The 24082-nt window shown below is 49.7% G+C and carries 20 protein-coding genes; 7 read left to right on the forward strand and 13 right to left on the reverse strand.

The annotated features are described in order from the left end of the window. Positions 1 to 111 precede the first annotated feature (111 nt). The 7 genes from psbV to H6F68_RS18715 all read right to left on the reverse strand — a co-directional run bounded on the left by psbV (position 112) and on the right by H6F68_RS18715 (position 5240). Positions 112 to 600: a photosystem II cytochrome c-550 gene (gene psbV, locus H6F68_RS18685; protein WP_190434201.1), complete on the reverse strand. Its 489-nt coding sequence runs from the start codon at positions 598 to 600 to the stop codon at positions 112 to 114. Positions 601 to 813: 213 nt separating this feature from the next. Continuing rightward, positions 814 to 1737, reverse strand: coding sequence for an acetyl-CoA carboxylase, carboxyltransferase subunit beta (gene accD / locus H6F68_RS18690; protein WP_190561286.1), 924 nt, complete (start codon positions 1735 to 1737; stop codon positions 814 to 816). A gap of 224 nt (positions 1738 to 1961) precedes the next feature. Next, a complete protein-coding gene (locus H6F68_RS18695; RefSeq protein ID WP_190434197.1) occupies positions 1962 to 2180 on the reverse strand; it encodes a hypothetical protein in 219 nt (72 codons plus the stop codon). Between the two features lie 81 nt (positions 2181 to 2261). Beyond that, positions 2262 to 3083 carry an A24 family peptidase gene (locus tag H6F68_RS18700; RefSeq protein WP_190561288.1) on the reverse strand — a complete coding sequence of 274 codons (822 nt, stop codon included), beginning with the start codon at positions 3081 to 3083 and terminating at the stop codon, positions 2262 to 2264. A gap of 109 nt (positions 3084 to 3192) precedes the next feature. Continuing rightward, positions 3193 to 3456, reverse strand: coding sequence for a hypothetical protein (locus H6F68_RS18705; RefSeq protein ID WP_190561290.1), 264 nt, complete (start codon positions 3454 to 3456; stop codon positions 3193 to 3195). 170 nt (positions 3457 to 3626) lie between these two features. Continuing rightward, positions 3627 to 4718, reverse strand: a complete 1092-nt coding sequence (gene leuB, locus H6F68_RS18710; protein WP_190561292.1) for a 3-isopropylmalate dehydrogenase — start codon at positions 4716 to 4718, stop codon at positions 3627 to 3629. A 156-nt stretch (positions 4719 to 4874) separates the two neighbouring features. Continuing rightward, positions 4875 to 5240, reverse strand: a complete 366-nt coding sequence (locus H6F68_RS18715) for a CsbD family protein (protein WP_206755539.1) — start codon at positions 5238 to 5240, stop codon at positions 4875 to 4877. Positions 5241 to 5709: 469 nt separating this feature from the next. On the opposite strand from H6F68_RS18715, the gene H6F68_RS18720 reads away from it, so the two are divergent. The 4 genes from H6F68_RS18720 to H6F68_RS18735 all read left to right on the forward strand — a co-directional run bounded on the left by H6F68_RS18720 (position 5710) and on the right by H6F68_RS18735 (position 11549). Further along, a complete protein-coding gene (locus H6F68_RS18720) occupies positions 5710 to 6957 on the forward strand; it encodes a DUF2252 domain-containing protein (RefSeq protein WP_190561296.1) in 1248 nt (415 codons plus the stop codon). A gap of 162 nt (positions 6958 to 7119) precedes the next feature. Beyond that, positions 7120 to 8070: an ABC transporter ATP-binding protein gene (locus H6F68_RS18725; RefSeq protein WP_190561298.1), complete on the forward strand. Its 951-nt coding sequence runs from the start codon at positions 7120 to 7122 to the stop codon at positions 8068 to 8070. Positions 8071 to 8167: 97 nt separating this feature from the next. Next, positions 8168 to 9733 carry a hypothetical protein gene (locus H6F68_RS18730; RefSeq protein ID WP_190561300.1) on the forward strand — a complete coding sequence of 522 codons (1566 nt, stop codon included), beginning with the start codon at positions 8168 to 8170 and terminating at the stop codon, positions 9731 to 9733. Continuing rightward, positions 9723 to 11549: an ABC transporter permease gene (locus H6F68_RS18735; protein ID WP_190561302.1), complete on the forward strand. Its 1827-nt coding sequence runs from the start codon at positions 9723 to 9725 to the stop codon at positions 11547 to 11549. The genes H6F68_RS18730 and H6F68_RS18735 overlap by 11 nt, the downstream gene beginning before the upstream one ends. A gap of 12 nt (positions 11550 to 11561) precedes the next feature. Here H6F68_RS18735 and H6F68_RS18740 read toward each other — a convergent pair whose 3' ends face one another. The 3 genes from H6F68_RS18740 to H6F68_RS18750 all read right to left on the reverse strand — a co-directional run bounded on the left by H6F68_RS18740 (position 11562) and on the right by H6F68_RS18750 (position 14789). Next, a complete protein-coding gene (locus tag H6F68_RS18740) occupies positions 11562 to 12452 on the reverse strand; it encodes a CoA-binding protein (protein WP_190555028.1) in 891 nt (296 codons plus the stop codon). A gap of 127 nt (positions 12453 to 12579) precedes the next feature. Continuing rightward, positions 12580 to 13761 carry a succinate--CoA ligase subunit beta gene (locus H6F68_RS18745; RefSeq protein ID WP_190434174.1) on the reverse strand — a complete coding sequence of 394 codons (1182 nt, stop codon included), beginning with the start codon at positions 13759 to 13761 and terminating at the stop codon, positions 12580 to 12582. A 119-nt stretch (positions 13762 to 13880) separates the two neighbouring features. Then, positions 13881 to 14789, reverse strand: a complete 909-nt coding sequence (locus tag H6F68_RS18750) for an SDR family oxidoreductase (RefSeq protein ID WP_190555026.1) — start codon at positions 14787 to 14789, stop codon at positions 13881 to 13883. A gap of 168 nt (positions 14790 to 14957) precedes the next feature. On the opposite strand from H6F68_RS18750, the gene H6F68_RS18755 reads away from it, so the two are divergent. After that, entirely contained in the window at positions 14958 to 15611 is a 654-nt protein-coding gene (locus H6F68_RS18755) for a YqiA/YcfP family alpha/beta fold hydrolase (RefSeq protein ID WP_190561304.1), read from the forward strand. Here H6F68_RS18755 and H6F68_RS18760 read toward each other — a convergent pair. Beyond that, positions 15608 to 16210: a hypothetical protein gene (locus H6F68_RS18760; protein ID WP_242065566.1), complete on the reverse strand. Its 603-nt coding sequence runs from the start codon at positions 16208 to 16210 to the stop codon at positions 15608 to 15610. The two genes, H6F68_RS18755 and H6F68_RS18760, sit on opposite strands and share 4 nt — an antisense overlap. Positions 16211 to 16770: 560 nt before the next feature. Then, positions 16771 to 17394: a GNAT family N-acetyltransferase gene (locus H6F68_RS18765; protein ID WP_190561306.1), complete on the reverse strand. Its 624-nt coding sequence runs from the start codon at positions 17392 to 17394 to the stop codon at positions 16771 to 16773. A 754-nt stretch (positions 17395 to 18148) separates the two neighbouring features. On the opposite strand from H6F68_RS18765, the gene H6F68_RS18770 reads away from it, so the two are divergent. Beyond that, a complete protein-coding gene (locus tag H6F68_RS18770) occupies positions 18149 to 21847 on the forward strand; it encodes a response regulator (RefSeq protein ID WP_190561308.1) in 3699 nt (1232 codons plus the stop codon). A gap of 35 nt (positions 21848 to 21882) precedes the next feature. On the opposite strand, the gene H6F68_RS18775 is transcribed toward H6F68_RS18770, so the two are convergent. Then, the gene (locus H6F68_RS18775) at positions 21883 to 22680 is read right to left on the reverse strand and encodes a glycoside hydrolase family 19 protein (RefSeq protein WP_190561310.1); all 798 of its coding nucleotides are present in this window, start codon (positions 22678 to 22680) and stop codon (positions 21883 to 21885) included. A 98-nt stretch (positions 22681 to 22778) separates the two neighbouring features. Here H6F68_RS18775 and H6F68_RS18780 point away from each other — a divergent pair, with 98 nt between their 5' ends. Continuing rightward, entirely contained in the window at positions 22779 to 24029 is a 1251-nt protein-coding gene (locus H6F68_RS18780) for an energy transducer TonB (RefSeq protein ID WP_190561312.1), read from the forward strand. Positions 24030 to 24082: the final 53 nt, after the last annotated feature.

A 24082-nucleotide genomic window follows, 5' to 3' on the forward strand; every position in this document is an offset into this window, starting at 1 on the left:
TGAATCAGCAGATGGCAGAAACTCTTTAGCTCAAAATCGTTAGTAGCGAGTTGGGCTCAAGTGGAAAGGCTCCAGTTTCTGCCAAAGACGATTTCCTTAATTTGGCAGGCCTTAATAATAAATTTTGCCGCCGCCCCACTTCTGACCAACGATCTTGGGTTGTAAGAGGATGTGACCCGCGATCGCCACGAGATCCTCTTCGGTTAGGTTTCTCATCTTGGGGAAGATGTCGGTGCTTTGAGTGCTGGGATGCAACTCAGCAATAGATTCAGCCCCATCATAGGTGGTGGGATTGTGCATGTAATCCACCAGCGCCTCAATGTTGGTGCGAGGTGGAGTTGCTAAAGCTAGGGCTTCTGGCTCCAGACCCACGTTAGGGTCAGTCTTGGTGCCACCGCCTACGTGACATTGGCCACAAGCGTAGTTAAATAAGCGTTTGCCTTCTTGAACTTGCTTTAAGCTCAAAACAACATTTTGACCTTCGCTACTTGGGACAGTGCGGGTAGCTGCATCCAGTTCAACTGCATTAGCACTGCCGATAAAGGTTTGGAAGGCGAAAAATACAGTGGCCACAGCAAGCCAGATGTATCTTTTAAGCATGGTTCTCCTTAATGTGGCTCAGTTAGCAGATATTCAATCCTCAACACAGGTTGGCTCAACCCATTACTCCTCATTTTTGGGAACCCACCCTCATGTCAAGGCCCAAAAACAGCCCTGGAAGTGAGGTCCTGCAAAGGTCAGGATTGAGCCTTTCTAATATCAATATCATGCCACTGAGGGGGCCCTTTCCCAATAGAACGACTCGTTGAGTTTCTACAAGGGGTTTGCAGGACTGAGAGAAACAGTTTCCGGCAAATGCACAAAGTGCGAGGCCGCCGGGACAGGCTGGTGCAAGCGAATCAGTTGCGCTAGGGTCTTCTTCAGTTGCGTCCGAGGAACGATCGCATCTACAAAGCCATGTTCCAGCAGATATTCAGCGGTTTGGAAGTTCTCGGGTAGTTTCTCTCGCAGCGTTTGCTCAACCACCCGTCTGCCCGCAAAACCAATGGTGGCTTTTGGCTCTGCCAGAATAATGTCACCGAGCATGGCAAAGCTTGCAGTTACGCCGCCTGTCGTGGGGTGGGTCAAGATGGGAATGTAAAGGAGCCGCGCTTCTCGATGCCGTTCTAAAGCCCCGGAGATCTTAGCCATCTGCATCAAGCTGAGCATGCCCTCTTGCATCCGGGCTCCGCCAGAGGCGCACACAAGCATGACTGGCAACCGCTCACGAGTCGCTCGTTCAATGAGGCGGGTAAATTTCTCGCCCACGACTGAACCCATGCTGCCACCCATAAACCGGAAGTCCATGACCCCCAGCGCCACGGGTAAGCCTTCTAGCTGGCCCAATCCCGTTTGGACACCGTCTGGCAAGCCTGTTTTGTCCTGCATTTCTCGGATGCGATCGCCGTAGCCCTTGCGATCGCGAAACTTCAGCGGGTCGATCGGACGAATCGCCGTGTCCAAAGCTAGCCAAGTGTTGGCATCAATGAGCTGGCGGACGCGCTCGTCACTGAAGACTCGAATATGGTGATTGCACTCTAAGCAAACCATCTGATTTGCCCGTAGGTCTTTGGTATAAGTCAGAGCACCGCAAGACTCACACTTAGTCCATAGACCATCTGCAATTTCTCGTTCTTGCCGTTCCTTGCTGGTCGGCTCTGCCTTTCGTCGATTTGCAAACCAATCAAATAGAGACATGAAAGCGATTGATTCCTTTTATTTTGTTATTTCTATTCCAATCAGCCCCAAGCAGGCAAAATCCTGAATTTAAGCTTTAATGACCTAGCCAGAATGGCCTAGTCAGTCTTGATCAAAACAGCTTTGATACTCCAGTAAAAATTCTGCTACAGCAATTACTGTAGACCGAAAGTTTTCTTGTGAGTTGCTAACGAGTTGATGTGAATTTGGTTCACCCGCTTTTGTTATCCCTCTGTTTGCTCTTCCTCGACAGGGCTAATGAGGAGTAGAGCTGTCCATTGGTCTTCGACACGCACTTGTAGAGCAGCAGGACTTCCTAGCCCCAAATAAGGCGCTACACCTAAGTCAAGCACCCGAGCTGGAATTTGATGAGCAGCCAAAACCTGCTGCATAATTTCCGCTTCCCAACGGGTACTCGTCGTTCGTAATGTGATCCATGACACGGAGGGATTGTATCAAAAATATGGGAATTTTATCAAAAGATTAAGGAAGTGAAGAGTTTAGGGCTTATCAGCGATCGCTACTTATAGAGCCGGAAAAAATAGCTGTAAGTAGCCTGAGATAATGGCTTCGCCCCATAACGCTGCAATTACAGCTCCTAACGCCAGGAAGGGTCCAAAGGGCATTTGTTGACGCCGACCCAGCCAGCCAAAAGCGATCGCCCCACCTCCCACGAAAGCACCGACTCCACAGGCAACGAATCCCGCTAGCAGCAGATATTTCCAACCGAGCCAAGCGCCCATCATGGCAGCTAGTTTGGCATCGCCTGCTCCCATTGCCTCTTGTCCCAATGCGACCGAACCAGCCAGAGTAATGAGGTTGAGTAGCCACAGACCCAAAACGGCACCAATCACCCCCACCATTAGTTGGTTGACGACTGGAGGGACGCTAAAACTCAGCACCGAACCAACAGCAACTTGGAAACCTAAGCCCACCAACAAACCGGATCGAGTCAGCGGCTCTGGCAGGGTCATGGTATCTAGATCAATCAAGGATAGGGCTAGCAACCAACTGACAAAGGTCCAGTAACCCAAAGTTTGGACGGAAAAACCAAAAATTAGAAAAACCAGCACAAAAAGAGCACCCGTTGCGGCTTCTACCAACGGGTACCGAATAGAGATAGGGCTTTTGCAATAACGGCAACGTCCCCGTAGCCACAGCCACCCTAAAACCGGGACATTGTCTTGCTTACCTAAGCGGTGCGAACATTGGGGACAGCGTGAAGGTGGCCAAAGAACGGATAAGCCTGCGGGTAAGCGATAGACCACGACATTCAGAAAACTGCCGATAGAGGCACCGAGGGTAAAGGCAATCAGAGCGGTGAGAACGGTAAACAGGGTGTCCATAACCAAGGCTTTAGTTGGGCAGTAGTGGCCGAACGGTTATGGTCAGGTTACTGAACATTAGGCCACTTAGAGGCTCTAGTGGCTCCAAACTGCCAGCACTCATTCAGCGTTAATAAAGTTCTGACTCAATTTGATTGAACGGCACGAAACACTCTTGGGGAAGTAAAACGGGCTTGCCAGAGAAGATTAGTTTGCCCCGATGGGTGTAGCGATCGATCGCGACTCCAAGAGGAGGTTGCGTCAGTTCGGGGTGTACTTCGTAGTAAGTCCGATAAATTTGCCGCGCGGCTCTAATAATTGCTGGGTCCACAAAGACGGGAAACTCCACATCTTCTATCCTATTTTCGGGTCGTTGTTGGGAAACGTATACCACAAACCTATCCCTAATTTTTACGCTCGACTTTAGTCGATTTGGGTGATTACAGCAAGAGTGGAAGAGAAAATTGTTGGTTTTTGGCGATTAGCGATCGGTTTTTAGCTTTAACTTTTAGCGATTAGTTTTTAGCTAATTACCCACTGCTAATCGCTAAAAGTTAACCATCACTACTGAACATTCTCCAGTGCTTGAATCAAAGCATCTCCCATCGCTCGGCAACCAACTAAAGTGTTGCCTTCAGACATGATGTCTCCGGTGCGGTAGCCTTGGTCGAGCACCTGCATCACCGCTTGCTCAATGCGATCGCCTGCCTCCGGTTGATTCAGTCCGTAGCGTAGCATCATAGCTGCACTGAGCACTTGCGCGATCGGGTTAGCTTTGTCTTGCCCGGCAATATCGGGTGCGGAGCCATGAACTGGCTCATAAACACCAGGGCCAGAAGCTCCCAAGCTAGCCGAGGGGAGCATGCCGATACTTCCGGTCAGCATAGCAGCAGCGTCGGACAAAATATCGCCAAACAAGTTGCTGGTGAGAATGGTGTCAAATTGCTTGGGCCAACGCACCAACTGCATCGCCGCGTTGTCTACGTACATATGAGACAGTTCTACATCTGAGTACTCAGAAGCTAGCTGCGTCACGCGATCGCGCCACAACTGCGACACATCCAACACATTGGCTTTATCCACTGAACAGAGTTTTTTGCCCCGCTTCTGAGCAGTTTCAAATCCCACTTTGGCAATGCGATCGATTTCTGATTCGGTGTAAGCCATTGTGTTGACACCCCGCTTCTCACCGGATTCCGTTGCGAAGATGCCTTTGGGCTGACCAAAATAAACACCACCCGTTAGCTCTCGCACCACCATGATGTCAATGCCTTCCACCACTTCGCGCTTCAGGGTGGAAGCATCAATCAATTGAGGCAAAATTTTGGCAGGACGTAAGTTAGCAAAGAGTTCCAGACCTAAGCGGAGCCCCAGTAGCCCAGTTTCAGGGCGTAGGTGCCGGGGTAATGTGTCCCACTTATAACCCCCGATCGCGGCTAACAAGACAGCATCGCTGTTACGGCAGGTTTCTAGAGTTTCTTGAGGCAGCGGTTCACCTGTAGCATCGATCGCGGCTCCCCCAATCAATGCCGATTGAAAATCAAATTCTAGATTGAGTTGCTGGCCTACAACCTTCAGCACGTCTACCGACACTGCCATGATTTCAGGGCCGATGCCATCGCCAGGTAGAAGGGTAATTCGGTACTGCTGCGCCATAAGTCAACTCAAAGGGAACGGTGGAAGTACTCACAGGGTATTTATCATACCTGGCAAGGGCACCAACCAGTAGGGCGCACCGGAAACAGAAAACCCGTAAAAACTAGTGTTGACCCTAGTTTTTACGGGTAACAAGGCTAAATCAAGAATTAGTGACTACTGCACGACGTTGTGCAAATTGCCTGCGGATTCAGGACGAGCTTGACGAGCGCGGATATCTTGCTCAGCTTTTTGAGTTTTAGCCCCTACATCAGAATTAGGTTGGCTGAGGCGGATGTTACCTTCAGCTTGGCGAACTTTGCCACGAATTTGGTCTTCGCGATCGCCTGTCAAATTACCTTTAATTTCCTGGGTTTTGCCCTGTAGGCTTTGGACAAATCCTGTTACTTCTTGGCCTACTTCATTACCACCCTGGCTAGAAGCAGCCAAGCTAGGCTGAGCCAAGGCTACATTAGCCAAGGTCAGCACCAATCCTAAGACAACAGCGGTTAGAACTCGACGAATTTGCTGAAGTAAATTCACTTCAATCTCCTCTAAAAAATTTGTTTTTGCCACGAAAATATGACGACTTCAACCTATCGAAAATTCTGCACCTAACCCTCTTTCGTAAGGGATAAGCCAATGGTTAAAACACGGGTGATAACCTACTTAGAACAGGATTTGAAGGACCAGAGACGCAATTAATGAAGAGATCCAACAGGCCTGCTGTAGAGACACAGGAAAATTCTCTTGTCCGCCATCATGTTCAGCTCGCATTTCTCTCGGCGGTTCCGATTGGAGTACTCGGAAGGCTGATTGGTCTAGGATGCGAGTGTTTCGTAAGTCCCGATGAAGCGCTGTGGCTATCTGAACCTGAGATTAGTTTCAGTTGAAATCGCCAGTCTTTCCAGCTAATTCAGCCATCAACGAACCACCCAATGTTTTAGGATTTCTGCTGATTTGTTGTTAGGATGACGCTGTAGAGTACGGCAATGGCTTGCAGCGATCGCCTATGACCCGTGCCCCCCTAGTCGAGCGCATTCAGCAATTTAATCAAGGTCGCGACCCCCAACTACTGCACCGCAAATACAAGGCGATGCAACGAAGTCCGTTTGTCTTTTTGCGCGGAACTTGCCATCTGTTTTATCAAGATTGGCCCAGTACATCGGCTCTGAATCAAGCGCCTCTGAGTTGGATTTGTGGCGATCTACATCTAGAAAACTTTGGCACGTTCAAGGGGGATAACCGCTTAACCTACTTTGACCTGAACGATTTTGATGAAGCTGTGCTGGCTCCCTGCACTTGGGATGTGACTCGGTTTCTCACTAGCATTTTTGTCGGAGCCAACACTCTAGGCTTAGGCCATGCAGACGCAATCGCCTTGGCTCAATCTTTTCTCACTCACTACAAGCAGGCACTTGCGACAGGCAAAGCAGGCTGGATTGAACGCAGCACCGCCACTGGTTTAGTCCAGGAACTCTTGAGTCAGCTCAAGCAGCGCCAACGCCCAGATTTTTTGAACAACCGGACTGAGATCAAGGGCAATACTCGCCGCATTCGCTTAGATGGCAAACGAGCCTTGCCAATTGAAGCTGCTGAGCGCAAAAAAATCACCGCTTTGATTGAGAAATTTAGAGCGCAGCAAACCAAACCTAAGTTTTTTAAGCTGCTGGATGTGGCTCAGCGAGCAGCGGGCACTGGCAGCTTGGGGATTGAGCGCTACATCTTGCTAGTGGTGGGGCATGGCTCGCCTAACGGCAACTACCTGCTCGATCTCAAGCAAGCTCACTCCTCCGCCTTGCAACCTTACCTGACAGTGGCTCAACCGCAATGGCCCAACGAAGCAGAGCGGATTGTGGCTGTTCACAAACGAGTTCAGGCTTGTCCGCCTGCTCTGCTCAAAGCGGTGACCCAGGACAATAAATCCTTTGTCTTGACTGAACTGCAACCTTTTGAAAGTCGAGTCAACTTAGAAGCTAATCGCGGCAGACTGAAGCGTTTAGAAAAGGTAATCGCGACGATGGGCGAGTTGGTTGCTTGGGCGCAGTTGCGAAGCGGTGGGCGGCAAGGTTCAGCGATCGCGGATGAGCTGATCGAATTTGCCCAACAACCAACTTGGCAAGCTACAGCGCTGGACTATGCCCAACATTACAGTCAGCAGGTGGAGCAAGATTGGCGTGAATTTCGCGAAGCCCTCAAGGATGGTTCAGTCGAGCAACCTCATTTAGAAGCAGTGCCAGTCGCTTCTATATCCACCTGATTTATTATCGCAACTAAATATTTTTTAACCATAGAAAGAATGCTGCTATTAGGCACTAGCAAGAAATTGATTGTGCCAGTTGTTTCAATTCTATAAACCAGATGCCAAAGCAATAGGTGAAAGGCTAGCCTTGCTGTTAACTTGCATCGCTCCTCAGCACCTATGGCACAAGAATTAGCAGTTCGGACTCGTGGGCTGACTAAGCAGTTCGACCGTCACCTTGCTGTTCACGATTTAGATTTAGAAATTGCAACGGGGGAAGTTTACGGATTGATTGGCCCCAATGGGGCAGGAAAAACTACGTTAATTCGCATGTTGGCGGCAGCAGAAGAACCAACCACAGGCGAAATTTTTATCAATGGCGATCGCTTGTTGCGAGACCACAGCAACCCCAATCTGAAGCGAAGACTGGGTTACTTACCCGACGACTTTCCTCTCTACGATGACCTCACTGTTTGGGACTACCTAGACTACTTTGCGCGGCTCTACCGCTTGCAAGAACCCCGGCGGACTCGGCGTTTGCGAGATGTGCTGGAACTGGTGCAACTGAGCCACAAAAGAAATAGTGCGATCGCCACCCTGTCTCGCGGCATGAAGCAGCGGCTCAGTCTCGCTCGCACGATTATTCATGAGCCAATTCTGCTGCTCTTGGATGAACCTGTGTCAGGTCTCGACCCGATCGCCCGGATGCAGTTTCGCGAAATCATCAAGGTTTTGCGCGAAGCGGGTATGACAATTTTGATTTCGTCACACGTCCTTAGTGATTTAGCCGAGCTTTGCACCTCGGTCGGCATCATGGAGCTGGGATATTTGGTCGAAAGCGCTTCTCTCAAAGACCTATACCGTCGCCTCAGTCGACAACAAATTGTGGTGGCGACACTAGGCAGTTTAGATGCGTTGCAGGCGGAGTTGAGAAATCACTCCTCGGTAGAAGGTTACGAAATCGTACCCGGAACTCAGCAAGTACGGGTGCAGTTTTCGGGTGGGGCTGAAGAAAGTGCTGTGCTGTTGCGATCACTCGTCGCCGCCGGAATTCCTTTAACTGAATTTCACTGCACTCAAGAAGATTTGGAAACAATTTTCCTCAAGCTGGGGCACAAACAAGCGTCCTAGGAAGGCGTACATCCCTCCGCCTTTGGCGTTCCCGAGGGATGGGAGGAAGGATAAAGGGTAGACGTGAAAGTGAAGGATGAAAGGGAGACAGGGGCTAATGACAGCTAAATGGTTGGATAGGGTGGGAGATTGGAACCCACAATTGTTTCGAGAACTGAAAGGCCGTTTATCGCGGCAAAGTGCTCTCTTGGTCACTTTAGCGGCTCTGCTTTTGCAGTTCTTGCTGGGAAGTTTGGTGTTTGAGAGTGGGAGCGATCCTGTTCCTGTCTTCCGTATTCTCAATTGGCTGCTACCCATGATGCTATTTGTCCTGGGTACCGTGTTGTTGATGACCGATTTGGAGCAGGAAGAACGGCGGGGTACGTTGAATTTTATTCGCTTAAGCCCGCAAACTAGCCAAAGTATTCTGGTGGGTAAGTTGTTGGGAGTACCCGTTCTGGTGTACCTCGGTGCAGCATTGCTAGTACCGATGCATATTTGGGCTACCCTAGCGGCTCATGTTTCTCTTGGCTTTCTGGTTAGTTTTTACAGTCTTTTAGGGGTCGCTTGCGCTTTCATCTTTAGCTTGGCGCTGTTGTCTGCCTTTGTCGGACGATTTTCGGCAGGACAGACGAACTCCTTGGGCAGTACTTCGGCTCTAGTAACTGCCTTGTTGGTAGGGCTAGCCTTTTTGCCGATCTACATGAATTGGAATCAGCTCACCGTCTGGAGTGTCTGGCTTTCAGGGCTGGATACAGGGGGTGCCAATGACTTGCAATGGTTCTTTTTGCCGATTGGAGGCAGTCCAGCGATCGCCCATAGCTTTACCTTGCTCAATGCGGGCTTAGGGATTTACTGGGTTTGGCATATCCTCAACCGCTGTTTTCGTTCTCCCACAGGAGCTTTACTGAGTAAGCGCTACAGCTATTTAATGACTGCTCATGTGGAGCTGTTGCTACTAGGATTTTTGGTTCAAAGTTCCGTTTCCTTGAACGCTACATCTGACTGGTTTAGCGTTCTACTCTGCTTCAGCCTGATCAACCTGATTTGGTTTGGAGTATTAATGCTCCTCCTCTCGCCTCAGCGTCAAGCCTTGCTAGATTGGGCTCGGTATCGCCACGCCATGACTGACATGGCTTCTGGGGCAAGACAACGTTCTCTGATCTCAGATTTAATTTGGGGTGACAAAAGCCCTGTGCTGGTGGCGATGTTGCTCAACTTCGGCCTTGTGGCGGCAATCTTAGGTACTTGGGTCTTTGTGGTGTCTGGTGAGGCACCAAAACTGCGATTGCTGGCAGGCTTGCTCCTCAGTTTTACCTTGCTGGCAATCTACGTCGCGATCGCCCAGTTTGCCACTTTAGCCAAGTCACGACAACATACGTTGCAAGTTGCAGTAGCCATTGGCGGAGTTGCTTTATTGCCACCACTGCTCTTGGTTTTGGCCGCTCAAGGAGAACCTACCCACGCCAAAGAACTGATGCTCTTTTCTCCTTTGCTCTGGCTGGTCTTAGACGATGTTTCTGCAACTGCGATCGCCTTAAGTTTGTTAGGACAGTTGGGTGTGCTGGGGCTGCTGACCTTCCGCTTCACGCAAAGACTGACACAACTGGGTGCCTCTGAAACAAAAGCTTTGCTCCCTGGAAGAGATACCGCTTTCCGGGTGAGACCGCGAGGTGCAGATTAGCCAGATTAGCGATCGCCCTTCGCTGAGCTTTGATGACAAAAATCATTACCAGGAGAAAATCGCCATGCTGCAAGTTGGCTTGGACCGTCTGGGGGATTGGAACCCGCAACTATTTCGAGAACTCAAGGGTCGCTTAACGCCGCACAATTCACTACTCGCGATCGTGATTTCGGTCGGGGTACAACTAGTTTTTCTGCTGTACGTGTGGGGACAGCTGCCAACCCTAACTTCTAGTCATCAATACTGTACAGGGGTTGGATCAGATCATGCACGTCGTTGCCTAACTAATACCTTGGGCCATATTTTAGTCGATTGGCCCCTATGGTCCCTGGATGCCTTTATCACCCTAAGCATGATTGGCATGGTGATGCTACCCGTAGTGGGTACTTATCTGCTAGTAAGCGATCTCGATCGCGAGGAGCGACGGGGTACCCTTAACTTTCTGCGTTTGACCCCTCAGTCAGATTTCGGTCTGCTAGTCGGTAAGATGCTGGGAGTACCAATTTTGCTGTATTGGGCTACTCTGCTAGCAGTGCCATTACATCTATGGCTGGGTAATGCAGCTGGAATTTCTCTGACTGCAATGCTGGTATTTTATGGAGCAGTCTTAGCCAGCTGTGTTTGTTTTTATAGTGTCGCGTTACTGATTGGCTTGACAGGGACTTGGTTAGGCGGTTTTCAAGCTTGGTTAGGTAGCGGAGGTCTACTGTTCCTACTTGTTTGTTCTCTCAGTCAAAGGGTTAACAACTCTCCGAGCGATTTAATAAGGGGGCTCACGCCTGCTTTGGTATTAGAGCAAATAATGCCTATGGAGCTTTTAGAGAAATCCCTTTTGTATCAGGAAAGGCTCCAGCACCTACAATGGTTCCACTTGTTTGTAGGCAGCAGCTTATTTGCGGCTTTGGGCTTTACATTGCTAAATTATGGGTTCTACAGTTTTTGGGCTTGGCAAGCTCTAAGTCGCCGCTTTCGTAACGCTAATATTCCTCTTTTCAGCAAACAGCAAAGTTATGGTCTGACGCTTTGCTTTGAAACTTTGGTTCTAGGTTTGGCAGTACAGACGCAGAAATCTCTGGAACAAATGCCAAACGAGATTGTTCCTGCGGGTCAAGAGTCAGCTTCATTCCAGCATTTTCTACACTTGCTATCGCAAAACTTAGATTTTGCCCTATTGCTAAATCTGGTGTTTTTTCTGGGCCTGATCGCTGCTTTGCTGCCCCATCGCCAAGCAGTTCAGGATTGGGCCAGGTATCGGCATGAGCGAGCTACAAGTCGTAAACATTTTTGGTCCAGGGCTCTGATTGCCGACTTACTGTGGAATGAGAAAAGTCCTGCGGTATTGGCGATCGCCACTAATCTAGGCATTGCCTCTATCATGCTGCTGCTTTGGGTGCTTTCTTGGCCTCCGGTTGCAACCCGAGAACGAGCGATCGCAGGGCTAGTGCTGGGTTTTAGCGTGCTGGCCATCTACGCAGTGCTAGCACAAGGCTTACTACTCCTGCCTAGTCCCAAGCGGGGTTTCTGGGCTTTTGGGTCAGTGAGTGCAGCCGTAGTATTACCAGTTCTAGTCTTTGCCATTTTGTCACTCGGTCCTGACAAAGCGGCTGGGCTGTGGCTGTTCTCAGCGGTTCCCTTTGCTGCTATCCGTGAGGCTGCTATTCATGAAATCGTGCTGAGTTGGCTAGGCCAGTTAAGCATTGTGAGCTTATTGAGTTTGAACTTGACGCGGCAAGTGCGGCAGATTGGGGAGTCGGCTTCCAAGGCTTTGCTGAGCGGTCGCCCTCTGGATCGCCCCCACTTGTCTGGGAGAACCTAACTAAAACTATCCCTAGCGGAGCGCCTTTTTCACCAAAGCTGGAATTTGAGAAGGGCGCTCTGCAACAGGAATATTGGCCCGCTTAAAGGCGGCAATCTTACTCTCAGCCGTCCCGATTTCTGTGCCCAACTCAGCTACTTGCGCTGCAATAATCGCTCCTGCATGGCCCATGTGTTTTCCCTTGGGAACGGTGCGCCCCGCAAGGTAAGCAATCACTGGTTTATCAATCACTTCCGCAATATAACGAGCGGCAACTTCCTCGCTGTCTCCCCCAATCTCTCCCACCAAAACAATAACTTCGGTCGTGTCGTCCTCATCCAAGCTTTGCAACCATTGGGGAAACGAGGAACCGACAATGCTATCTCCTCCAATGCCCACGCCAATAGATTGCCCCAAACCTGAGCGGGTAAGTTCTAAGGCAATTTCATAAGTGAGCGTACCGCTGCGACTAATCAGACCAACTGGCCCAGGGGTGTAGAATTCCGCTGGATGAGTTCCTAGCAACACATTCTGCCCCGGTACGATAATGCCAGGGCAATTCGGGCCAACAATCAGAGTGTCTGTCGCTTCTGCCTTGCGAGTCAAATGCACCATATCTAAGGGTGGCATCCCCTCAGTCACAATAATGATCTGTCGAATGCCAGCAGCGATCGCTTCTAGAGCTGCGTCTAGGATGAGATAGGGCGAGACAAACAAAATGGTGGTATCGACTGGCCCGACTGTGGGTAGCGCCTGCTCCACCATATTAAAAATAGGGATGTCTTCAAGCTGCTGCCCGCCATAGCCAGGGCTGATTCCCGCCACGATGTTGGTGCCGTAAGCCTTCATCAGAGGGGTGTATAGCTTGCCCAGTGGTTCTGTAATGCCTTGAACCAGGACTTTGCTGTCTGGATTAAAGTTCATATCTTTCTACCTACCAGAACGAAGCTGATCCCTAGATATAGCACCTGCTCCAAGTGCTGATCTACTTTGATTGTATGGGGTCAGAAGACCAGCAGTTACATTCAATTAGCAATTGGTCAAAGGGAGCTTAGGCTTGTTTAGCATTAGACCTAGATGAGGAGACGACCTGAGCGATCGCCTCGTCTAGGCTCTCTGTAAGGGTAATTTGTTGGGCGGCCAATCGTTCTTTCGCAGTTTCAAAATCTGGCCCGACCAAGCGCACAATCAACCGTGGTATCCGCCCCGCCCAGTTTTTATTCTGCATGTAGGTTGTGATGGTTTGAGCAATTTCATCACAGGAAACAATATTGCCCAGTAAATTCACCAAAACCACTCTGGCGCTTTTGTCTCGCAGGATCAGCTCTAATCCTTGCTCGATGCGTTCTGGCAAAGCGGCTGGCATGCGATCGCTATAGAAATCTCGACCAATGTTGAGTAAATTGGCGGGCTTACCTCCCGCTTGATGCACCAAGTCTAGAGTCGTCATGGTCAGACCTGCGCCATTGCAGAGAATGCCAATATTACCCTCCATCTCGATCAAGAAAGGTAGCTTGGCAAAGCGACGGTACTGGCCCGCTGACTGCGCCGCTGTCTCCTTCATGCGCTGACTGCGTTTGACGGCTAGCTGAGCCAGATCGGGATGGCGATGCAGAGCATCATCATTGGCCGTGACTTTGCCATCTAGGGCCATGACCTCGCCTTTAATGCTGATTCCCAACGGATTGATTTCTACCAAATCCAAATCTTTCTGGACAAACAGCCGGTACATTTTCTCGACTACGGCACTAATTGATTGAATCAGTGCTCCCTGGAGTCCCATCTTCAGTGCTAAGCGACGAGCATAGAACGGCGAGAATTCTTGATCGACCATCACCTGCTGCATTTTCTCCAGGGATGCTTCCAGTTGCACCCCGCCATGCTGAGAGCCCAGCAGCACCGGACGGCGAGCGGAGGGGTCGATGGCGACTGCTAAATAAAATTCTTGATTGGCATCATATTTAGCTTCGGCCAGCAGAACTTCAGGGTATTCCCCCATGATCGGCAGGTTAAAGATGGTCTGAGCCGCTGCAATCGCATCAATGGTGTTTTCCACGAACTTGATGCCCCCGGCTTTGCCCCGTCCGCCAGCGCGTACTTGCGACTTGAGCACAACAGGATAAGGAATTTTCAGGCCCTTCAGATCCTTGGGGTGGTCAATCCGTTGGGAGGACAGGACAGGGATGCCCATCTCCCGAAATAATTCCTTCGCTTGGTACTCTAGCAAATCCATGAGAGCCGAGAATGCCTGTAATCGGTGGAGAAAAACACTAAAAAGCGTGAAGCAACTTCGGTTTGAGCTGGAGCTGGCAGACTCGTTACTTCACACAGCTCGGTAAAGGCTAGTTTCGCTTATTTCTGCCGACTCTGCCAGTCTTTCGCCACACGGTCAATGCCATAGAAACGTTGCCAGAATTTATCGACAGCCCAAGTCGGTAAAAGTTTAGTCATGAGAAACAGCAAAATGCCCCCACCCGTAGCCGCTAGGTAACGAGGCCGAGGACGGCGATCGCTCAGTGCTTGAATAATTACGTCAGCCACTCGCTCTGCACTCCAAGCGCGACTGCTGGTTTGTTGCTCTAGCTTTTCCAGCTTCTCGAAAGCCGCGCGGTAAGGCGTATTCTGAGGATCGGGAACTGCCTCCTCGACTGCCGTCGCCACCACGCCAAAAAAGTCAGTGCTGACAGGCCCAGGTTCAACCACACTGACTTGAATATTGAACGGCTCCAGTTCCATGCGTAGAGCATCACTCAACCCTTCTAGGGCAAACTTGGAAGCGCTATAGAGACCGCCAAAGGGAAACGCCAAGCGCCCGCCGAGAGAGCTGATGTTGATGATGCGGCCCCCGCCTTGATGCCGCATGACTGGAATTAAGGCTTGGGTTAAGGCCAAAGGACCGAGCAAATTGACCTCAAACTGGCGACGAGTGGCGGGGGCAGGAACCATCTCCAGGGGACCCATCTGACCATAGCCAGCATTATTCACTAGAGCATCCACTCGGCCAAACTTGTCGATCGCTGTTTGGGCCAATGCCTGTCCTTGTTCAATTTGAGCAATATCCGTGGGAACCGCCAAAACCTCGGCTCCAGCTTTGCGGCACTCCGTAGCGACAGTTTCTAGCTTTTCGGCGCTGCGAGCGGCTAACACCAGTCGAATACCGAAAAACTTTGCAGCTAAAACTCGTGCCAAAGCCGCGCCAATTCCGGTGGAAGCTCCGGTAATCAGAACGACTTGTTCGGCAAGCGGACAAGGATAAGACATGACCAACTCCAGTCAAGGTGTAAAGGTTGCAGGCGATCGCTCAGCCATGCTGCTGTCTAATGGATTGCCGCCCTATTTTGCAATGTTTGACTGAAATTTGTCTCTAGCAGACGTGGGATTTTGGCATACTCAGGTCTGACCTTAGCTAGACTTCTATGGTTTCCTAGCATGATTGCTGCGTCGCCTCATTACATTTACCTGCATGGCTTTGCCTCCAGCCCTCGTTCTACGAAAGCCCAAGATCTCCGCGATCGCTTCCAAGCGCTAGGCATTGAGCTAACAATCCCCGACCTGAATCAACCAGACTTTACCGATTTAACCCTAACCAGACAATTGCAACAGGTCTCAGGGTTACTTCCGGCAGATTCTACTCCTGTCACCTTAATCGGCTCTAGTTTCGGGGGGTTAACGGCAGCTTGGGCCGCTGAGGGGCAACCTCAGATTCAACGCTTGGTTTTACTCGCTCCAGCGTTTCAGTTTTTGGATCATTGGCTACCACGCCTAGGCGAAGATCAAGTGCAACGCTGGCAAGCTGAACAGTATTTATCGGTCTACCACTATGGCGAAGAGCGATCGCTACCCCTCAACTATGAATTCATTCGCGATGCGGCCCAATACCCAACAGCCCAACTGCGACGCCCGATTCCTACGTTGGTTTTACATGGCCGTGCCGATGATGTGATCCCGATCCAAGCTAGTCAACAGTTTGCAGCCCAGCGATCGTGGGTTGAGATAATAGAGCTAGAAAGCGATCATGCCCTTACCAACGTCAGCGGGCAGATATGGATCGCTATTCAAAGCTTTTGCCAACTCAAGCTCTAGCGCCGAGTTTTGGCATTGAGATTAGTGGAGCCTTGACGCACCATCCGAATCGTTTGAGGCAGCACCCCCACCAAAAGTGCAAATGCTTCATCTGGTAACTGAGCTACTGTATCTGGGTCAAAATAATTGTCAAACTGATTCAAAATCATCTGTGCCCGCTGGAGGGGCACCGCATTATCTGTAAATTGTTGAGTCAGCCGAATCCATTGTCGACGAATTAAATAAGCTTTTTGTCGTTCTTCATGAGCGTTAGGGTCTATGAGCGACAAATCCCCAACCGCAATTGCTTTTGTACAATTAACATCAAAGAATCCGCCTACAGCCGCACCAGGGCCAGCGAACTCGGCATGGAATTGTTTGTAAATAACTAAACCATTTCTGCGGCGGCTATTCACCATCAACAACCGTCCGCTGTTTAGTTGAGTGATAAATTCAGGTGAACTTGGGTGCTCAACAACAGCTCGGCAAGGGTTGGGATCTGGAATATTCATCCTTTGGTTTTGAGCTTCTGCATGTTTGCCTACAGCACAGGTACGGTTGACGGGAACATCAACCTCGAAAGAGGCAGTCTGGTAGCGCTGCTGACTTTCGCTATCCATCAAGACTTACTCCTAGTAACTTCCTGTGGGCATGCACCCGAACCCAGCACAGACTAGCTAACTAACCATAAGTATGGCAAGTATGGCGATTAAAAATAATCTTGGTTAGTCGGCTATAACTTGACGTTAATTCTGTCTAATTTGCATTCAGGAGTCAAATGCTGGCTTCATACCCATATTCTATGGCATGCAATCAACCCTAGACTAATCAATCCTTAGGAGTAGCTTGATGCTCAAAAGTTGTTTGATGGGTCATAGTTTAAAGGGCATATAAAGATAAACAGAAGTTAAATCAAGAAAGAGTAAAGTTTCCTGACAAAATTGAATAGCTTGTCGTAGAAAATCAGCTTTTGTTAGGGAATTTAATTTGTCTTAGCAAAAATTATGCTGACTGCTTATAACTACAGAAGCAATGCAGAATAAACAGGCAAGTTCTGCATGCTTTTAGTATTCACTACGTTTATTTTGCTAGTTAGGGTTGTCTTGGGCGATCGAACGTGGCTAGCTCTAACTAAAGCAATCTCGCAAATCTAGTTTGGTGCATTACTAACAGTACATGCCTATGTGAGCTGTGCTGCTGATATAGGGGTCAGGCGCTTGTGTAAAAACAGGCGTCGTGGCTGCCTTAGTAACCAAGCGCTCCAACCTGGATCAGCTTGTTGCAGTTTGTAGCCTGTTCTGAGATAAAGCCGTCTAGCTTGATGATTATTTTCCAAAACATGGAGATAAATATCTTGAAAGCCCCAACTCAGGGCAATGCTCTCACAAGCAGTTAACAAGTGATGAGCCACCCCTTGCCGACGGTACTCTGAGCGAACCGCTAAATTGGAAAGATAGAGATATTTAGTCTGATGAAACTGGAACAGGTGCGCAGGGCGTAGCGCCATCTCCACCGTTCCCATTAAGGCATCACTCGGTGCTGAAGCGGACAAGTCCTGCTCGGTCGAAGTTTGCACAGCCACTAGACAAACATAATCCGGGATTGCAGACCGGAGGCGATTCCGCAAATCTTCATAAATGCCTAGGCGGAGCAGCGGGTACAACCAATGCATAAGGCCAGACCGAGGATGGAAACTATCGGCCAGAACGTCAGCTAGACCCCCTAAATCTGTCAACTGAGCCACACGAATGCTGAAGTTGGCCGAGTCTAGTAGTCGTTCAGAAGAAGTTTGCTCATCAGACATTGAGGAATAAAAAGGAAAACTCACTGTTTTCAGGATACATAGCCAGTAAAGATCCTAAATTATTTGCCGAGACGATGTCAGGGTTCTATCAAGACTGCAATTCAGACTAGAGCCCTCCGCACCATAGCTAGCTTGTTAATTTTTGCAATTTTGGAACTGTATTAGGATTGTATGAGGAGTGCATTAACCTTGAGCTAAGCCTGGCTAAATCCTCAATTAGATTGGGCACCTTAACTTTAGATATTTAGATAGTCTTGCAAGACTCAGCTCTGATTGCACAAGTTGTACAGCAGAGCGTTCGCGTACTAACTACCATCATGATCGAGGTTTGCTCCTTAAAATTGTCACAATTTTTTCTGAGGAGTCCTATTTCAGACGGAATTAGTAAATCAGTACAGATTAGCAACTGGATTTTCTCGTCTTTGAATATCGGGACTGTCGTCACACCTCTTTTCTTCAGAACTGGTAGCAAAGGACCGCAACCTAGGTTTGTGATGCGGGTCTTTGCGCTGCTGCCTTTGATGGGGGTGTCTCGTCAGCAACCTTCAAGTCTGCAATCTCTCCCAAGAGTTTGCGGGAGAAAAATACGAATTATCGCTTTAACTGTAGTGCAGCAACTTGGTGTCGATCAACTCACTGATGGAGCGCTCAGGTGTGCCGCTAGTCTGGCACAGCTCGGTTTTTCCTGTTTAAGTAACTCATATCCAGCGCGACGATTGTTGAACCAACTGCCTCTACAGCAGGAGAGCGGTGCATGAAACCACCAGAAAATAATAAACCCAAAATTCTGGTTGTCGATGATGAACCAGACAACTTGGATTTGCTCTACCGAACTTTCCACCGGGAGTTCAAGGTACTTAGAGCTGAAAGTGCACCTCTGGCGCTGGATATTCTAGCCAATGAAGGGGATATCGCGGTCATCATTTCAGACCAGCGCATGCCCCTGATGAGTGGTACAGAGTTTCTGAGCCTCACAGCCACGCAATATCCAGATATTATCCGGATCATTTTGACGGGTTATACAGATGTGGAAGATTTGGTAGAGGCTATTAACTCTGGCAAAGTCTTTAAATATGTCACTAAGCCTTGGGATGATGAGGAGCTTAAAGGTGTAGTGCGGCAAGCAGTTGATACTCACAATGTGCTTAAAGCTCGCACCCGAGAATTGTGTCGGACGCTGCGTCAAGAATCTTTGCTAAACGCTGTTACGAATACAATTCGCAGCGCTCTCAATTATCGACAAATCATGCAGACGATTGTCGATACGATGGGGCAAATGTTTGAAGTGAGTTGCTGCGTTCTACGCCCCTTTCAAGACGATCGCATGGAGGATGAGTGGTTTGTTTATGCAGCTCGTTCTTATGGCGACACCTACTCAAATCACCACGCTCTGGAGAATAATGGTGCTGAGAGTAGTGCAGGCACACTGATCTCTGTGCCCAATGATGCTGCACAGCCAAGTACTAACGATTGGAGCCGCCTAGCTCAGACTGTCTGGAAAACTCAGGAAGTCAAAATCCTAGACGATATTGCTACGCTGAGCGATTCTGAATCGGAGATTCCAGATTTTAAGCTGCGTCAGCAGATTTATCGTGATGCGGATATTCGTTCTAGCCTGGTTGTACCTTTGATCTGCCGCCAAGAGTTGATGGCGGTGCTGGCGTTGCACCAAAGTGGCGAACCCCGAGTCTGGCAGGATGACGAAATTCAATTAGTAATTGTGGTGGCGGATCAAGCAGCTCTAGCTTTATCCCAAGCCCGTGCTTACGAGCAAGTCCAGGCTTTGGCCCAGCGAGAAGCGTTGGTGAATACGATTACCTCGGCAATTCGTTCTAGCTTAGATCCGCAAGATATTTTTGCTGCGATTACTCAACAGTTAGGCCAAGCCCTGCATGTGGATGGCTGTGCGCTGTCGTTGTGGACGGAAGATGATGAATATGTGCAATGTGTGGGCTTACATGACTCCAGCTCGCAGACGAGTGAGTCAATAGGCGAGGATTTGGTTAGCTTGCTGCCGACTTCTACAGTTGGTACCAATTCGTCGCTGAATTCACACTTGTTTCTGGAAACCACCCAATTACCTTCAGCGGGTCATCCTCAAATAAATACTCGTCGGAGTGGAACATCGCTGGATGGATTAGAAGATGCGGGAGCGACTCTGCGGCATCTGCCCCAGTCACGGGTGCCGATCAAGGGGAATCCAGTATTACAGCATCTGTTGACTACTCAAAAACCGGTAGCCACTGAGGATCTGAGTCAGCATCCAGAGTTGAATGTAGTTGATTTACCTTTGCGATCGCCCGCCCGCGCTTTGTTGGTAGTGCCTTTGCTGTCCGATGGCAAGATCATTGGCAGCATTTCTCTGCGCCAAGTGCGTCATTCTCGCCGCTGGAAAGCTTCAGAGATTGATTTGGCTCAAGCTGTGGCAGCACAAGCCGCGATCGCTGTGCAACAATCTCGCCTTTACCAAAAAACTCGGCAGCAAGCGGAGCAGCTTATAGAGTTAGACCGCCAAAAAACTGAATTCTTTCAAAATATTTCTCACGAGTTTCGTACGCCGCTCACGTTGATGATTGGTCCTTTAGAATCGGCAGTTGCTCAGAAAGAAGGGTTGGCTGCTGACCAATCAGTGATCGCTTTGCGAAACTCGCGCCGCCTGTTGCGGTTGGTCAATCAATTGCTTGATTTGCAGCGACTCGATGCTGGGCGAATGCAGCCGAGCTTCCGCCCCTGCGACCTGACAGAGTTTGTTAGTCAGGTGGTGGAGTCGTTTCAGCCTTACTGCGACAAGAAAGAAATTACACTACTGACTGAGCTAAAAGACTGTCCTGCCATTTACCTTGACCTAGAAAAATTTGATAAGGTACTTTACAACCTCTTGTCCAATGCCATGAAGTTTACGGCAGCGGGCGGGAGAATCACAGTATCGATGCAATTGGCTGGCGATCATTGCCTGTTGCAGGTCAAAGATACCGGGATCGGCATTCGTACCGATCAGATTCCGCACTTATTTGAGCGCTTCCGACAAGCTGAGGGCTCTGCGAATCGGAGCTATGAAGGAAGCGGTTTGGGCCTTGCCTTGGTGAAAGAGCTAGTTGAGCTGCACGGAGGACAGATCTCAGTTGAGTCTGTGTATGGCGAAGGCACGACTTTTACTGTTTGGCTCCAGACAGGTCTGGCGCACTTGCCAGCAGAGCAAGTGATTGAAGTCGCGACAGAAGCCCAGATGAGTCGTGCTGCTGTCGAACTGGCGGATATTGAAGCTGAACGGTATGAAAAGGATGAGAAAGCATCACCTACACCAGAATCAGGACTCACTGGCCTAGATACGGTTGTCGGTAAAATTGCCAAACCCGGACAGGAGAAAACTGCTGCTGCGGTAGCCTCGCTCAGTAAGGTTCTGGTTGTAGATGACAATCCAGACTTACGAACTTATGTTTCCAGGGTATTGCGGCAAGCGGGCTACCAAGTGTTGACTGCTCGCAATGGGGGTGAGGGCTTCAAGGCGGCTCAGGCGCAGCACCCAGACTTGATTGTGACCGATCTGATGATGCCGCTGGTGTCTGGACTCGACATGATCCAAATGCTGCGGGCTTCTGAGACTTTGCGCGGCACTCCAATTATTCTGCTGACTGCGAAGGTCGATGAAGATACCCGGATTGAGGGAGCGGAGCGGGGTGCAGATGCGTACCTATCTAAACCTTTTAATGATCGAGAGTTGTTGGCAGAGGTGCGGAATTTGCTCGCCTTGAAAGCAAATGAGCGAAGAGTAGCAGAGCTGAATACTTACCTAACAGAGTCTGTCCTACGACGCTTCTTGCCACCAACAATGGTGCAAAAAGCCGCAGCAGGTGATTTGTCCCTAGATTTACGGCCTGAACCGCGCCTTATAACGGTTTTATTTAGCGACATCATTGGCTTCACCCAACTGTCGAATACGTTGCGATCGCGCCGCGTGGCAGAATTGCTCAACGAGTACCTGGCAGAAATGACCCAGGCCATTTTTGACAATGGCGGTACGGTAGATAAGTTTATGGGAGATGCGATTCTGGCTTTGTTTGGGGCTCCTGAGGAACTAACCCCCAACGAGCAAGTGCGGCGGGCGATCGCAGCGGCTCGGCAGATGTATCGCTCACTCGATCAACTCAACCAGCGTTGGCAGGAGCAAGGGATTAGTCAAGTTCAGTTCCGCTGTGGTATTCATCAAGGAACCGCTGTGGTGGGTATGTTTGGTAGTGCTGACCGCGCTGACTACACAGCCATTGGCCCCAGTGTCAATATTGCTTCGCGCATCCAAGAGGCGGCAGAACCTAATTGCATTCTGGTTTCTGCCGCAGTAGCGGATTATTTGGAAGAAGAAGAAATCACCAAGTTCAGCCCGCTCAAGTTAAAAGGAGTGGATGAAACGGTATTGACTTTTGCCCTTAACCCAGAAGCGAAGTCGCAGGAGTAGCGACGAAACACGCAGCAAAAAGCAGAAACGTACTGTTACAGCATTTTTTGAGCCCGTTTGACGAAGTTGATGAATTCATCCCAACCATTGAGGCCACCATTGACCAGTCGTCTAACTTGTTCCCAATCAGATTTTTGGGCAGCCTGATCGACTCCGCGATCGTAAAAATACAACGCTAAAATTTCGGCAGCAGTTTTGGGGTCGAGAGCCAGGTCTGGATTCTCTTCTAGCTGGCACCCTAGCTTTTGACCATATTCTCGATAATTCGCTCGTCCCGTGATTTGTACAAAACCACGTCCGTGGTAGCGGGCTCCGTCGCCGGGTTGAGTGTTGCCTAAATCATCCCGATATTCGTACATGCGGGTGAAGTAATCGTCGTCTCCCCACTCATGGATCGGGCGGAAACCTCCTGTTTCAACGCCGATGGTGGCGATCGCGGCAATTAAAGTAGGACGATTAAGCAACTGACGCTGATGAAACGCTTGCAAAACTCCCGGTAAGTAAGCCTCCAGATCACTCAGAGGGCAGTCCAAAATCTCAGCCACCTGTCCTGGACTTAGCATCTCCAGCAACGGGTTGCAGTTAGGAATCGTTTTTGCTTGAATTAGCTGCTTAGCAATCTCTGGAGTGAGGTCGTCATTTGCCGCGTTAAACGCTTTACAAAAACGCGCGATCGCTGCGGCAGTTAAAGGCCCACACTGACCATCAGGTTCACCAATGGGCATTTGTAAATCGCGCAAACGAACTTGAATCTGCTTCACTAAATCTGCATCATGCGCGACCTGATTCAAGGTTAAGGTAGCAGGTCCGTTGCAAATATCTTGTAACCGCATTAAACATTTTCCCAGCTTTGCTCCGATTATCTCGAAAAAGCAAATTTAGATGAGGAATCGTTAGAATTTTTATCGCCTAGCTTTTATCTCGTTTGACCATGACCCCATTAATTGATCCCAGCGCTCAAAACCAGTCTGCTGATTGGCGTCGCCATGCTGATCCGCCCAACCTTTGGCTGGCTGTCCTCTCTGGCTCCATCGTGATCCATGTGCTCTTGGCGTTGACGCTGCGGTGGTGGTCCATTCGAGTCGCGATCGCTCAACCTTCAAACGTCAGTTCTGCACCCATTGAGGTGGTAGATATTGCGCCCGAAACAGCGTCTATAGAAGCTGAAGCCACCGCTCCAGCCGCCTCAATCGCTCAAGACCCTGTGACTGATTCGGCACCACCTCAAGCCGATGATGGAGTTGCCGTCTTGGAACCTGGGGTAACTGCCATCCTCCCAGAGTCTGTAGAGGCTACGGTCCCGGCACCTACGGTCCCATCTCCTAGCCCTTCGCCTCCTGTATCGCAGCCACCGCAACCATCCTCTGCCACTCCACTAGCATCTTTACCGTTTACTCCACCTGTCTTACCCAACCCCCAAGCCAGTCCCGAACCCAGCCGCGATCCAGAGCCAGAAGCAAATGTAGTACCCCCGCCAGCTGATAATAATCAGGCTAATAATCAGGCACCTGTAGCGCCGGGCAATGGGAGTGAGGCACCGACAGAATCTAATATCCCACCCGAACAAACCTCGGAGGATACTGGGGCTTTACCAGCACCTGAAGGCCAAACAGGAACTGCTCAGGAAGGTAGCGAAGCTCCGTTGGGGAATCCTGACAGTGCTTCAGAAGAATCGGAAACTGAATCAAACCCTTTACCTCCAGGACCCACAGTTCCAGACTCAGCGCCCGCTCCGACTGATGGCGGTTTAGGTGAGGCGATCGGTCAAGTACCCGTTTCGCAAGATCCAAACCCTGCTGGATTTCAAGCTAGCTTAACCGGGGTCAGCGTGCCTGAAAATGTGGGAGATATTCCCGATTACCCCGCTGAGCCTAAAGTCACCAACCAAACCTTTTTCTCAGATGCTTCGAGTTTTGGCTGTCTACTCGAGCCTGAAAGTCGGCGTTATTATGGTGAGCTAGTAGAACTAAGAATCACGATCGATGAGCAAGGGCGCGTTTCAAATCGAGAGGGAGAGATAGAGGTCATAAAGCCTAGTGCGAGTCCAGCCTATGACGAACTAGCCAAGTGTGTGATCACTTCTTGGGATTTTACCCCAGCTTCTAACCTCATAAAGGAGAATGAAAAATCTGAGGTTTCTAGTAACCTAAATGTGAGTATCACGATCAACTTAATTAATTGAACAATTTTTAGTTTGAAGTTTTTAATAGTTGTGCTATCCTAGTTTAGGCTTGA

The organism is Trichocoleus sp. FACHB-262, assembly GCF_014696035.1.
GTDB lineage: Bacteria > Cyanobacteriota > Cyanobacteriia > FACHB-46 > FACHB-46 > Trichocoleus.

Coding starts and splice junctions, on each gene's coding strand:
- psbV (WP_190434201.1), bottom strand. CDS start 600: ATGCTTAAAAGATACATCTGGCTTGCTGTGGCCACTGTATTTTTCGCC.
- accD (WP_190561286.1), bottom strand. CDS start 1,737: ATGTCTCTATTTGATTGGTTTGCAAATCGACGAAAGGCAGAGCCGACC.
- H6F68_RS18700 (WP_190561288.1), bottom strand. CDS start 3,083: ATGGACACCCTGTTTACCGTTCTCACCGCTCTGATTGCCTTTACCCTC.
- leuB (WP_190561292.1), bottom strand. CDS start 4,718: ATGGCGCAGCAGTACCGAATTACCCTTCTACCTGGCGATGGCATCGGC.
- H6F68_RS18720 (WP_190561296.1), top strand. CDS start 5,710: ATGACCCGTGCCCCCCTAGTCGAGCGCATTCAGCAATTTAATCAAGGT.
- H6F68_RS18725 (WP_190561298.1), top strand. CDS start 7,120: ATGGCACAAGAATTAGCAGTTCGGACTCGTGGGCTGACTAAGCAGTTC.
- H6F68_RS18730 (WP_190561300.1), top strand. CDS start 8,168: ATGACAGCTAAATGGTTGGATAGGGTGGGAGATTGGAACCCACAATTG.
- H6F68_RS18740 (WP_190555028.1), bottom strand. CDS start 12,452: ATGAACTTTAATCCAGACAGCAAAGTCCTGGTTCAAGGCATTACAGAA.
- H6F68_RS18745 (WP_190434174.1), bottom strand. CDS start 13,761: ATGGATTTGCTAGAGTACCAAGCGAAGGAATTATTTCGGGAGATGGGC.
- H6F68_RS18750 (WP_190555026.1), bottom strand. CDS start 14,789: ATGTCTTATCCTTGTCCGCTTGCCGAACAAGTCGTTCTGATTACCGGA.
- H6F68_RS18755 (WP_190561304.1), top strand. CDS start 14,958: ATGATTGCTGCGTCGCCTCATTACATTTACCTGCATGGCTTTGCCTCC.
- H6F68_RS18760 (WP_242065566.1), bottom strand. CDS start 16,210: ATGGATAGCGAAAGTCAGCAGCGCTACCAGACTGCCTCTTTCGAGGTT.
- H6F68_RS18765 (WP_190561306.1), bottom strand. CDS start 17,394: ATGTCTGATGAGCAAACTTCTTCTGAACGACTACTAGACTCGGCCAAC.
- H6F68_RS18770 (WP_190561308.1), top strand. CDS start 18,149: ATGAAACCACCAGAAAATAATAAACCCAAAATTCTGGTTGTCGATGAT.
- H6F68_RS18775 (WP_190561310.1), bottom strand. CDS start 22,680: ATGCGGTTACAAGATATTTGCAACGGACCTGCTACCTTAACCTTGAAT.
- H6F68_RS18780 (WP_190561312.1), top strand. CDS start 22,779: ATGACCCCATTAATTGATCCCAGCGCTCAAAACCAGTCTGCTGATTGG.